Source organism: Sulfurimonas sp., from assembly GCF_034005705.1.
In the GTDB taxonomy this organism is placed as follows: domain Bacteria; phylum Campylobacterota; class Campylobacteria; order Campylobacterales; family Sulfurimonadaceae; genus Sulfurimonas.
This window is the reverse complement of sequence record NZ_JAVEUF010000001.1, coordinates 126015-138603: the sequence shown is the minus strand read 5'-3', so window position 1 is coordinate 138603 and position 12589 is coordinate 126015. Positions and strand designations below refer to the sequence as shown.

Genomic DNA, 12589 nt, shown 5'->3' with positions numbered 1-12589 from the left:
TCATTTTTATCTACCGAGTAACTCTTTTTGTTTTTTGGTAAGTTTATCGTAAACAAGCTCATAGGAGTGGTCGATTAGCTCTTTTAAAAGCGCATTATCAACGTCACCGCCGAGTGTGACTGTGTTCCAGTGTTTTTTGTTCATATGGTAGCCGCCTTTTATCGAATCATACAAAGAACGAAGCTCTAGGGCGTAGATAGGATCGCATTTTAGGTTTATGGATAGCGGCTCTTCATCTGCCGTAAGTGCAAACATTTTATCGGCGATGCGATATACACGTACCGTTTTATCAAACGGATAGTCAAAAGTCGCTCCTTTTTTAGAGAGCAAATAGGCATTTAGTTCTGTAAAGTTCATTTTGCATACCTCTTAACTAAAAACTAGGATCAATCATACCACTATTTTTTGTATTTCCTCAGATCAGGCGGTATATGATTTTTTTGCATATAACCCTCTAAGCGCCCCTCTTCATCTGAGTCTTGGCACCATTCACGCAAGTCGTTTCGCTCGCCCTTAAACTCATAGTAAGGCACGCTCATACCACAGCTATGCTCTACACAGTAGATATGAAGCTTCACAAAACGGCGCATACCTGAAAAATCGCTACCTTCAAAAAGCGAGCGTGCGTAATCGTCATGTTTGTCTATAAGCTCGCCTTTACAAAAAAGACGCAGGTTAAGAGGCTGCTTTTCAAACGACACAAATAGCAGTGTCACCTCGCCGCCCGCCTCAATATCGCGCGCGGTACGGTTACCGCTACCCGCATAGTCCATAAAAACAGCTTCGTTATCGCCCGTAACCCTAAAGCAGTTGTAGCCCCTAGGACTCAGATTCACTTCTCCACCATTGCATGCACTTGCTATGAAAAATAGATGCTGAGCATCTATAAACGCTCTATCCTCTTGGCTGAGCTTGTCGTATCGTTTACCCATTACATACTCCTTTATTTTCTTTAACCTCCCACTTTGACACGACCAAAAGTTCTTCGTTACAATAGATTTTTCCCTCAAAAAGATCGCCTATTTTATAGCCTGCCACCCCTTTTGGCGTGCCGCTCATAATTATATCGCCGTCCTCAAAACTCATAAACGAAGCGATCTCGCGAAGCATCACGTCGGGTTTGTAGATCATCAGATCATAATCGGCAAACTGCCTTAGTGTGCCGTTGATAAAAAGCTCAAAACGCAACTTCGTAATATCGCCCTCAAAAGCGACAAAATGACCCAGCACTGCCGAGGCGTCGAACGCTTTGGCACGCTCCCACGGCAAGCCTTTGGCTTTGAGGCTGTTTTGGATATCGGCTTTAGTGAGATCCAGCCCAAATCCTACACCCGCAATCGTCCCTTTTTCAATGAGAAAACATATCTCCCCCTCAAAACGGGTCTCTTGAGTAAAATACAAAAGCGTATCGCTCAATGCACTGTTTGGCTTGTTAAACACCACCATACTTTGAGGTATCTCATTGCCGAGTTCGTGTATGTGTTCGACGTAATTACGCCCTATACAGACGATTTTACTCGGTACAACGGTGCGGTTTTCAAACTGGACGGTCTTCATAGTTGTATCACTCCCTCAAGATATTTCACCCCATAGCCTGCTATTTGTACACGCTCACCAAAAGAGGCACACCACACTTCACCGCCCCGCGCGGAAACTTGTTTAGCATGAAAGCTTTTTTTGCCTAAAACTTCACTCCAGTAGGGCACAAGCTGTGTAAATGCAGCACCTGTCACGGGGTCTTCGTCTATGCCAAGTTTAGGAGCGAAAAAACGGCAGACAAAATCGTACTTAGCGCTTTTTGCCGTGATAATAACACCACGCGCGTCAAGCTCTCGAAGTTTTTGCATATTTGGCACGGCATGTAAGATATCTTTCTCATTTTCAAACACGACCAGATAATCCATCGCCTTATAACATGCCACGATTTTTTGCGTGAAGGCTTCTTGCAAACTTTGCGGCACGTCACATGCCATAAGCTCTTGAGCAGGAAAATCCATCACATAACGCGCGCCCTCTTTTCGCACCCGAAGCAAACCGCTTTTTGATTCAAACACCACCTCATCACTGCTAAATCCAAGCTCTTCAAAAAGCACAAATGCACTTGAGAGCGTTGCATGTCCGCACATATCGACCTCCGCCAAAGGAGTAAACCAGCGGATACGATAATGAGCCCCCTCTTTAACAAAATACGCCGTCTCGCTCAAGTTGTTTTCCATCGCGATCTTTTGCATCAGCATATCATCAAGCCACGCATCAAGAGGGACGACCGCAGCAGGATTCCCCTCGAAAACGGTTTTAGCAAATGCGTCGATTTGGTAGATTTTTAGATTCATTTTTTCTCCTAGGGTGTTATTAAAAGGCAATATCTAAAACTTGTAATACTTATGCCTTTTAACTATCTTTACTGCCTAAAGTTCGTTCCTTTCCTCCCTAAACCCTTTGACTAACATTGGAGACCTCAAATATCACGACATCCCCATCGGCAACAAACGGACCGTGCAGCTCAAACGGCGCTCGGCTGGCGCAATGCCCCTCTTCCAGCCATATACCGAATGCCTTATCGTAAAGCCGCCCTTTTACAACAAATATCTCTTCGGGGTAGTCGTGACTCTTTGCACCGAACTTTTGGGAGTCATAGCCGTCTTTAAAGAGTGTGAGTCTTGTATAATCTCCGGTGACTTCATCCTCGGCAAGGGTAAGATAGAAAATATTTCCATCTGAGCCTTCCAGTTCGTTCCAAATATCGAGATTGTCACTTGTCAGCGGGTTAAAATAGCTACATGTTGATTTCATCTATCTTCTCCATTTATGCTAAAAAATAGTAACACAAATCAGTTTATATTATCATATTTTATCGGAACCGTTTTTGCTTGTTTTATATCATTAAAACCATAAAGGAGTGGTTATGGAGACTTCTACTGCTTATCAAAGCTACTTAAATATAATGCAAAATTACCAAACAACGCAAGGGCGCAGGGATTATCAAGCTCCTTTTGCCGAGAGTTTTGAGCTTATCTACGCAAAGGCGCAGGAACAGGATGTCAAACTCTCAAATGCCAAAAACTTTTTGGAGTCACTCTCTCAAAGCGAGCTGAGAACACTTCAAAAATACTCAGGTCTTGCAGACTCTATCAATGTAAACTCGCTCTCTGCCGAGGGTGCCTACAATCTGCTCATGCATGACAACGAGCAGTATGATTTTGACGGCAACGGAACTGCGGAGGTTGGAATCGGTAAGCATATATTGCCAGTTCCCATAAACATGCCCGCCGATGTTCAAGAGGCGTATATTTCCGCTATGAACTCTCTTAGTGACAAAGATAAACTTATGGCGATGACACTTACATTTGACCCTGCTCGCTTGGATGCGCTTATAAACAACAAGCCCTATACTCCGACTAATATGGACTACAGCTACTTGAAGAGCAGAGTAGATAATATGCTAAATCCTCAAAACGGAGGGTACACATCACCTGAGACAAAAGAGAGCATAACGGCATTTTGGGACGCTTTTAATATCGCTTATAGGGGAGACAAAACTCAAGATACTCAAAGCGAAGAGAACAGTGCGGTAGAGAAATTTTTAAATGCCCTGCGTACAAAAGGAGCCGCTAAATTCTTGGCTGATCTGAATCAAGAAAAGATAGACAAGATGGTAGAGGAGTATAAACAGAAGCTTATAGAAGAGATGGGCGACTCTCCAGAAGCTATGGAAAAAATCGCAAAACTTGTAGATGAGTTCAAAAAGAACCTTATCGAAGAGATGAGAGAGAAGATGCAAGATGAGCTGAAAAATGCCAAAGATGTAAATTCTGTAAAACTTGACACCTTTATGATGACCATGCTCAACAATATGCAGGAGAAAAAGCCTTCGCCGCTCAAAGAGCTGCTAAAGGCATAAGCGCGCTATCTCTTTCTATATCCTCTATTGCTTATCCCGCGTCCCGCATAGTTTTTCTTAAAGCATGACTGACAGATCCCGTAAGGGGAGTTTGGCGGAAGCGGCGCGTTGCACATTCTGCACTTTGTGGCAAGCTGGCTCTGCTGAAGCGAGTTTTCTATAAACTTGTTTAGGACTCCTCTAGCGGCTCTTGCCCTGTTTGCGTCGATAAAGTAGTCGCTAAACCTATAGCTCAGCCAGAGATAAAGAGATATCTCCTTTACCATATCCTCGGCACGCAGAAGCTCATCAGTCGTCTGAGCATAACTTCCGCTGAGTGGCGGAGCGATGTATGGAATTGGCATCTTCTTCTCAAGCGCTCCCAGGTAACTCTCATACGCTGAGACGATATAGGGCGATTTGAGAGTTAGCGGTGCGCATGCCAGATGGTACTTTGTAGCAATGTCAAGATCATAACTGTCCACCAAAAGAGAGACCTCAAGCATATCATCCAGATTTGTAGCGATAAAAGGACCGTCAAACTCCATATTTTTTGCAAAAAACTTCAGTATCTCATGAAGCGACTTCTCTTCTAAAATACTCCCCACAAGCTTTATATGGTCAAGATTTGCCATCACTTTAAAAGGGATGGTTATCGATTTTGCCTCTTTATGAAAATTCTTCTTTATCACATTTAAAACATCGCCGCTAAGCGCTCCGACATAGCCGTTCTCATGCAGACCGAACCTTCCCGCACGACCCGATATCTGATGGATCTCGCTTGGTAGCAGGCTCCTGTCGTTCACCCCGTCAAACTTCTCCGCTTTTGAGAAAAGAATGGTTTTTATAGGCATATTCAAACCCATGGCAATGGCATCGGTAGCAACCAGTATCTGCGTCTCGCCTGCACGGAATCTTCTTGCCTCTTCGCGCCTCACCTCGGGAGAGAGGTTCCCGTAAACGACGCTGACACTGAAATATTTTGAAAATATCTGTTTTAGTTTTAGCACATCTTTTCTGCTAAAAGCGATGATCGCTGTGCTCGGCTCTACATCCTTTTCATGAGTAGGCTCATTCAATAACGTGAGCGGATTTTTTCTCTCAAACTCCACAATTTCAAGCTCTTCGCCCAGATACTCTGCAAGCGCGATGACCGCATTTTTTACGTTTGGAGAGCCGGTCATAATGATCTCTTTTGCGGGTGCGCCTATGATTGCATTTGCCCAAGCCCATCCGCGGTCACGGTCATCTATCATCTGCACCTCATCGATCACACAGACATCTACATCCACATCAAAATTCACCATCTCTATGGTCGAGCTGATATGAGTCGCATCTTCGCTGAGAATCTGCTCCTCGCCGGTTATCAAAGAGGCTTCAACTCCGCTCTCCCTTAACTCCTCATACCCCTCGAGTGCGAGAAGTCTAAGCGGGGCGAGGTAGTAGCCAGTGTCGGCATTTTTGAGCTTTTTCATCGCCTGATAGGTCTTTCCACTGTTTGTAGGTCCTATGTGAAGAGTTAGTTTTCTTCTCATGTCGCGTGCTAGCGGAAAAAGGTTTTTAAACTCTCTTATTGTGCGCGCCAAGAGTTCGTATCTCTGTTTTTTAAGTATCGCGTCGTGTATGTTGTGGACAAATCTTCTTACGCTCTTTCTGGCAACTTTGGACGAGATATTAAGGGAGGCAGGCAGCATCTCCAAAAGCACATCGTAGATTTTTGCATAAAGCGCTTCAGGAGTCAGATGAAGCAGAGCGGCGTATGAATCACACTCCTCTGCAAGAGCCGCCAGATCACCTAGAAACTGCTCCTCATGCTCTCTTTTTGACTCATTTACAACGTCACTGAAATCAAGCTCGTTCGCCCCCCAGATATCCTCCAAAAGAGAGTTAAGCTCTATATGCAGCTCCAAAGTGTACTCTTGGCTCTTTTTGCTGTATGGCAGCTGCAGACTCTCTTTTACTCTTACCAAAATCTCTTCGTCATGAAGCTCTATCTCCACATCTCCAAGCTCTTTTGAGATAATGCCAAGCAAAACGCTCTCTTTTAAAAGCGGATATGAGACCTTTGTCTTTGGCGGGGTCGCGCGGAGTGCTCCGACTATCTCTTTTTGGCTTAGGTATGGATGCGGATCTTTGAGCTTTTTTATAAAAGTCTCTATCTCCTTCTGTTTTTTGAGAGTCACTCTCTCTTTTTCTTCGAGTATCTCCTCTATAAGCTGCGCTTCATCACACTCCTGAAGATACTCATACTCGTAGACCTTTGTGTTAAGTGTGAGTATCTTGTGAAAGCTCTGCCCATACAAAACATAGTGAAGCGAAGCGTTAAACTCCAAAGAGTCGTCAATATCAAAAAAAGCGTCAACCTTTTTCTCTATTCTCTCTTTTTTGAGGTTGTACCTGATGTGGCGGAGTTTTGACTCCATCTTCTCAATGGTTATCTTCTTGCTTCTGACATCAGAGAACGCTTCATGCAGCAGTGCCGACTCTTCGTGTGTCACATCAAGTTCGCCTATTAGCGCATCTATCTTCTCGTCTCTGTCTAAGTTTGGCTCTTTTGGAGTAGTGGATTTATATACTCTGCCCTCACTTGCAAAAAAGTTTAAGATGTCGGAGCGAAAATGCCCGTCTCCCTCGCTCCACAACATCCTCGCCATCTTTACGAGCATATCCTTGCTCTGATCTATATCATAGATGCCAAGAGTGGTGAACATCTCGCTTAGCGTATGCGCGCTTACTCTTGCGACCCCTACATCAAACGGGTCGTCGTCAAAATATTTTCTTATTTTTTGGTTTATTTTTGAATTTTTCTTATTTTTCTTTGCCATACAAAATTGTAGCCAAAAGGCTTTAACAATAGTGCATAATAATTTTTCTTCTACGCCTCTTTCAAATCAGACTCTTTGGTAAATTTCAAATAGAGCAGCGGCAGCACGATAAGCGTCAACAGTGTCGAGCTTATCAAGCCGTTTATCACGACTATTGCCAGCGGTTTTTGTATCTCTGAACCGGGACCGGTCGCAAAAAGCAGCGGTACCAGACCAAATGCCGCGATGGTTGCGGTCATAAGAACAGGACGGAAACGCTTTATAGTTCCTTGGCGTACGGCATCTATAACTCTATGTCCATTCTCCACAAGATGGTTGAATGTATTTACAAGAACCACCCCGTTTAGAACCGCTATGCCAAGAAGTGCAATAAACCCTACAGATGCAGGAACAGAAAGATATTCGCCGCTTAGGTAGAGCCCCGCAAATCCGCCGATGAGTGCGAGCGGCACATTGATAAGGACAAGCAGCGCCTGCGTTATTGAGTTAAACGAGACGAACAGCAAAATAAAGATCAGAAAAAGCGCTATCGGCACGATTATCATCAGTTTTGCAGCCGCTCTTTGCTGGTTTTCAAACTCGCCGCCATAGGTTACATAGTACCCCTCAGGCAGTTTTACGCTCTGCTCTATTTGTCTCTTGACATCCTCAACAAAACCTACAAGGTCACGATTCTCCACATTACTCTGAACAACGGTTTTACGGTAGCCGTTCTCATGCTCTATCTGCACAGAACCCGTTGTTTTTGTAAATGTTACAAGGCTCTTTAACGGCACGCTTCTGCCATCGTCCAGAGTGTAGTAGAGCGACTCTAATGCGCTCAGAGAGTTTTGCATAGATGAATCACCCTTTACCATAAGATCGATCCGCCTCATCTCCTCTTGGATAATGCCGACCTGAGTTCCATTGACCATCGTTTTCATAAATAGGGCAAGTTCCTGCTCGCTTAGTCCGTAGTATCCAAGCGCTTCTTTGTTGAAACTAAGTTCAAGATACTCTACCCCTTCATTGCTCTTTTTATAAACATCTCTGCTTCCATTAGTACTCTGCAAAATAGTTTTGATCTCTTGCGCAATCCTCTCAAGCTCGTTATGACTCTCTCCGAAAATGTCAATTGCCAAATCACCTCGAACTCCCGTTAGCATCTCAGAGATACGCATCTCTATTGGCTGCGTAAAAACATACTCGACCCCCCGCATCTCATCAAGAGATTTTCTTATCTCATTTTTCACCCACTCTCTTGATGGCACACGCCACTCCTCTTGGGGCTTGAGAATAAAAAAAGTATCCGTGTCGTTTAGGCTCATAGGGTCAAGTCCGATCTCATCCGTACCGGTTCTAGCGATAATAGAGGCAATTTCGGGAACATCCGCCATTAATTTCTTTTGAATCTTTTTGTTAAGCTCTACGCTCTCCTCAAGGCTGATGGACGGCAAGGACTCTATCATTACTACAAGCGTTCCCTCATCCATCGTCGGCATAAAGGCCTTGCCTGTTTTTGAAGCGAGGTAAAGGGAGAAGCCAAAAAGCAAAAAGACTGTGACAAAGACGGCGGTAGCATGTTTGATAGCAAAATCAAGAGTCGGTTTAAAAAACTTTAGCAAAATTTGAATCAGCCAAGACTCTTTATCTGGACGAATCTTTAGTATAAACGAACTTAGCACCGGTATAAGAGTAAGAGCAAGGACCAAAGAGCTAAAGAGCGCAAAAACGATACTGAGCGCAACGGGCTTAAAGAGTTTTCCTTCCAATCCTTCAAGCGTTAAAAGCGGCATAAACACAATGATGATGATAAGCACGCCCGTTACGATAGATGGCGCCATCTCAACAGCGGCATGGTAGATAATATGCGTTTTTTTCTCATTTTTGCGCTTCTCATTCCCAAGCTCTGCCGTAATATGCTCGACCATAACAACTGCTGAATCGACAAGTATACCTATGGCGATGGCAAGACCGCCCAGACTCATAAGATTGGCACTAAGCCCAAAATAATCCATCGCAATAAAGCTCATAAGCAGCGCGAATGGCAAAATAAGTGCGACACTAAAAGCTGAAGCGAAGTTTCCAAGCAGAAGCAGAAGAATAACGATAATAAGAACGGTTGCTTCCAAGAGTGAATTTTTTACGGTATCGGTTGCGAGATCGACAAGGCTTGAGCGGTCATAAAAAATATCTATTTTCGTATCAGCAGGAAGCATTGACTCCATCTTTGAGAGTCTCTCTTTTACCTCTTTGACAACTTTTTGTGTATTTGCCCCCTTAAGCCCTAGAACTATTCCCTGTACCGCCTCGCCATTTCCATTTTTTGTTGAAAAACCTGCACGCGTGAGGTGACCGATATGCACATCTGCTATATCTTTTATATAGATGGGCTTGTTTGCGATTGTCGTAACGCTTAAATTTTCGATGTCATAAATATCATTGATCCTCCCGACGCTACGCACAAGAATACTATTTACCCCTTGGGTCACACGTCCTGCACCATCATTTAAGTTGTTTTTCTCTAAAGTTTCAAGAAGCTGCTCAAGCGTGATCTGATAGGTTCGCATCATATCAAGCTTCGGAGTTACTTCATATGTCTTTACCTTGCCTCCAAGAGAGTTGACCTCAGCGACACCGTTAACAGAGCGTATTTGCGGTGCGATTACCCAATCAAGCAATGAACGTTTTTGTATAAGATCAAGCGTTGGAGACTCGATTGTAAACATTAAGATATCGCTCAGCGGCGTGCTGATCGGGGCTAGTCCTCCTTCAAGATTTGCAGGCAGCTCATCCATGATGGCGCCAAGACGCTCGCTTACCTGCTGACGCGCCCAGTATATGTCAGTTCCCTCTTCGAAGTCGATAGCAATATCACAAATGCCATATTTTGAAGTTGAGCGAATTATTGTCTGTTTGGGAATTCCAAGCATCCCCATCTCAACCGGAATAACAATACGTGATTCAACCTCATCGGGCGTCATACCGCTTGATTTCATAATTATCTTGACCTGCGTAGGCGAAATGTCTGGAAAAGCGTCTACCGCAAGATTGTTATATGACTTGATACCAAAACCCAGGATTATAAGAGCCAACAGAGATGTAAAAAGTCTCTGTGAGAGCGCAAAAGAGATAAGCTGGCGCATTATTCGTCCTCTTGGAGTCTATTTTGTAGTATGCTTGTTGCACTCACAGCAATGGGCTCTTTAAGAGCCTCTTGATACTCCAGATAACAGACTTCACGATTCTCAAAGAGCACATTTACTTTAAGCAAACTGTATGTCTGAGCTTTTTTTACAAACACCATATTCTCTTCATTCTCTCTAATAAGGGCTTTTTTATCAATCATAAAAGCGCGTTTTGCGACACTTAGTTCGACCTTTGTTCTGAGCCCGGCTAGAAGATTTGCATCTTTTGGAAGAACAAAACGAACATACCTAGTCTGATTAAGAGGGTGAAGAGTTGGAGATATAAGGGCAATCTTGGATATTATTTCCTCTTTATCAACCTTTAAAGTAACCTCTTGCAAAGGCTGCAGAGTTTTTGCAACATCTTGTGGAATGTCTGATTCTACCCAATTCTCTCCATCGGCTTTTATAACGAAAAGAGCACTTGATGGGGAGATATTCCTGCCTACTTGAATATCTGTTTGTAAAACCACTCCGTTAGCCGGTGAGCGAAGTTCTATATTTGGAAAGATAACAAACTCATGAAAAAGTTTTTCCATCATCCCATCCGTTGCTCCGTAAGACCTAAGAAGCGCTTTTGCAGCCTGAAGCTTTATTGTGTCTCTTTTCATATTCTCATCCGCGATAAGACACTCTTTTTGGGCGATTATCTCCTCTTTGCAGAGTTGTGCTTTGCGATCTGCCTCATTTTTGCTGTATGAGAGCTCTATCCAGGTATCAATTGCCTCTTTTTGCGCCTCTATCCAGTACTGTGAGCTCAGAGTTGCAAGAAGTTCACCCTTCTTTACACGCTCAAACTCTGTTTTGTGCATCTGCACCACTTGCGCTTCATACGGCACGGAAGTTGTGTGAAGAAGTTTTGGCGGGGTGGTGACCTGCATCATATAGACATCAAGTGGCACATGGGTAACCTCTTTGGCTTTGGCACTCTGAATCTGCCAGCTTTTTTCCTCTTGCGGTGTAAGCGTAACATCTGCACTAAGCCAAAATGCAAATATCATCTGCACCATAATCATTTTTTTCATAGTTCTTCCTTTGTTTGTAAAACGCTATAGAGTTTAAATAGTGTTTCATAATATTTTTTATAATGTTCAATAAGCTCTTTTTTGAGGTCTGTAAGCTCTCTTTGGCTTAAAAGATACTCCATAACCGAGCCCTCTCCGAGCTCATAAGCGCCCTTTACAAGAGGCATCAGCTCATTTTCATACTTCTGTGCCATCGCCTGGTATGCGGTTATATTTTCATAATTTTGCACCAGCTCTTTTTTAAGCGCCTCTGCATGTGAGCTCTTTTGAAGCCTTACTCCCTCTTTTTCATGCATAAGCGCACTTTTTTTATGCATTGCCGCCGCACGGTTATCCTCGTTAAATGAGTTTGTAAAATTGAGCGGCATAGATAGCGAGAAGACAAATCTATCCGTATCAAGCTCATTCTCATAAGTAGCTCCAAGAGTAAAAGAGTCAAAAGAGACGTTATACCTCTCATAATCACTCTGATATGTCAAGATCTTTTTCTCGATCGACTGCTCTAAAAGCGTCTCACCTTCATAGTCAAACTGCAGCTCTTTTGTGATCGGCACAGTGTCTTTGCAGGAGAGCTCATCTTCTCTCAAAGATGGCAAAAGAGCTTTGGACTCCAGATTGTCACGGGAGATATTCACCTCATTCTCATAAAGTTTATACTCGGCTCTGATCCTCTCAAGCTCTATTTGAAGCGCTAAAAGATCTTTTTTGGAGATCTCGCCATGTTCGTAGGCTCTCTTTTTTTTCTCATAAAACTTCTCAAAAGCCAAAAAAGAGTCCATGTACTGCAGAGTGTTTTTTTGGTTTAAACAGTTGACGTGGTAGAGAAACTTTACCTCTTGGCGCAAAACAAAGAGGTCATTCTCCAGCTCCAGTATCTCTGATTCATTTTGATATTTAACAGAGCGCGCGGCACCTTTTTTAGCGCCAGGATGCATTATATTTTGCTCCAAACCAACGCTATACTCGTAACCGGCTTTCTCTGTATCGGGCTTTGCGTACGCACCTGCCGCTAAAAACTCAAGCGGCTCGTTTAGTTCTGAGGCTCTGTTTTGTGAGGAGTGCGCCTCTTTGAGCGATTTGATCGATTTTGAGAGCGGATGCTCATCTTTTACTCTTTGCAGGATCGCATCTAGTGTGATCGTCGCTGCATTTAGAGAGAAGGCAGCGATCAAAAGAGAGAATACTATTTTCATAAATTACCCTTTTTGTGCATAAAAATATGCTTTTATATTTGAATTTTATAGATTTTGAGTGTTTAAAGGGGTTATGCTATAGGGGGTTTAAAGAAGTTGAAGTAGGCTAAAGAGAGAAACGTTTCGGCATATTTAAAAAGAGGATCTTTTTTTTGAATAACCGGAGTATAGGATAGTTTTTCTACAAAAAGAAATGCGGAGTGGTACTCTGTATGAATCTCGCACAACACACTGTTTGTATCATCCAGTCCACTATTTGGAGCATTATGAACATAACTGCTTAGAAAGTAGTGATCGTCTTCAAGCTTAGCAAAGGCATAGTCATGCACCACAGAGAAGCTTATTGTGCCAAGAAGTAAAAATAGCCATATTTTTTTGAAATTCATTCTAGAATTCTAGTAAAAAACAGTAAATGAACTTCCTCTCAAATATAAAGCCGCTCTATTTGCCATAAGCCCTGTTTTGCTTTTTTATATTTGCAACTACAGCCGCTTTTAAC

General features: G+C 43.2%; 11 protein-coding genes. 1 reads left to right on the top strand and 10 read right to left on the bottom strand.

Annotation, left to right across the window (positions count from 1 at the left end; translation table 11 throughout):
- Nucleotides 1-6 precede the first annotated feature (6 nt).
- The 5 genes from RBR61_RS00675 to RBR61_RS00655 all read right to left on the bottom strand — a co-directional run bounded on the left by RBR61_RS00675 (nucleotide 7) and on the right by RBR61_RS00655 (nucleotide 2793).
- Nucleotides 7-357 (bottom strand): MmcQ/YjbR family DNA-binding protein, encoded by a 351-nt coding sequence (locus RBR61_RS00675; RefSeq protein WP_320341591.1) that lies wholly within the window; start codon nucleotides 355-357, stop codon nucleotides 7-9.
- Nucleotides 358-398: 41 nt separating this feature from the next.
- The gene (locus RBR61_RS00670; RefSeq protein ID WP_320341590.1) at nucleotides 399-932 is read right to left on the bottom strand and encodes a pyridoxamine 5'-phosphate oxidase family protein; all 534 of its coding nucleotides are present in this window, start codon (nucleotides 930-932) and stop codon (nucleotides 399-401) included.
- Nucleotides 925-1557 carry a fumarylacetoacetate hydrolase family protein gene (locus RBR61_RS00665; RefSeq protein WP_320341589.1) on the bottom strand — a complete coding sequence of 211 codons (633 nt, stop codon included), beginning with the start codon at nucleotides 1555-1557 and terminating at the stop codon, nucleotides 925-927. The genes RBR61_RS00670 and RBR61_RS00665 overlap by 8 nt, the downstream gene beginning before the upstream one ends.
- The gene (locus RBR61_RS00660) at nucleotides 1554-2333 is read right to left on the bottom strand and encodes a PhzF family phenazine biosynthesis protein (RefSeq protein ID WP_320341588.1); all 780 of its coding nucleotides are present in this window, start codon (nucleotides 2331-2333) and stop codon (nucleotides 1554-1556) included. The genes RBR61_RS00665 and RBR61_RS00660 overlap by 4 nt, the downstream gene beginning before the upstream one ends.
- Nucleotides 2334-2430: 97 nt before the next feature.
- A complete protein-coding gene (locus RBR61_RS00655) occupies nucleotides 2431-2793 on the bottom strand; it encodes a hypothetical protein (protein WP_320341587.1) in 363 nt (120 codons plus the stop codon).
- Nucleotides 2794-2905: 112 nt separating this feature from the next.
- Here RBR61_RS00655 and RBR61_RS00650 point away from each other — a divergent pair, with 112 nt between their 5' ends.
- Nucleotides 2906-3901, top strand: a complete 996-nt coding sequence (locus tag RBR61_RS00650; RefSeq protein WP_320341586.1) for a hypothetical protein — start codon at nucleotides 2906-2908, stop codon at nucleotides 3899-3901.
- A 5-nt stretch (nucleotides 3902-3906) separates the two neighbouring features.
- On the opposite strand, the gene RBR61_RS00645 is transcribed toward RBR61_RS00650, so the two are convergent.
- From RBR61_RS00645 to RBR61_RS00625, 5 genes are all read right to left on the bottom strand, one after another.
- Nucleotides 3907-6705, bottom strand: a complete 2799-nt coding sequence (locus tag RBR61_RS00645) for an SUV3 C-terminal domain-containing protein (protein ID WP_320341585.1) — start codon at nucleotides 6703-6705, stop codon at nucleotides 3907-3909.
- A 50-nt stretch (nucleotides 6706-6755) separates the two neighbouring features.
- Entirely contained in the window at nucleotides 6756-9830 is a 3075-nt protein-coding gene (locus RBR61_RS00640; RefSeq protein ID WP_320341584.1) for a CusA/CzcA family heavy metal efflux RND transporter, read from the bottom strand.
- Nucleotides 9830-10897, bottom strand: a complete 1068-nt coding sequence (locus RBR61_RS00635; RefSeq protein WP_320341583.1) for an efflux RND transporter periplasmic adaptor subunit — start codon at nucleotides 10895-10897, stop codon at nucleotides 9830-9832. Before RBR61_RS00635 ends, RBR61_RS00640 begins: the two co-directional genes overlap by 1 nt.
- Nucleotides 10894-12090, bottom strand: coding sequence for a TolC family protein (locus tag RBR61_RS00630; protein ID WP_320341582.1), 1197 nt, complete (start codon nucleotides 12088-12090; stop codon nucleotides 10894-10896). The genes RBR61_RS00635 and RBR61_RS00630 overlap by 4 nt, the downstream gene beginning before the upstream one ends.
- 71 nt (nucleotides 12091-12161) lie before the next feature.
- Nucleotides 12162-12476 carry a hypothetical protein gene (locus RBR61_RS00625; RefSeq protein WP_320341581.1) on the bottom strand — a complete coding sequence of 105 codons (315 nt, stop codon included), beginning with the start codon at nucleotides 12474-12476 and terminating at the stop codon, nucleotides 12162-12164.
- Nucleotides 12477-12589 lie beyond the last annotated feature (113 nt).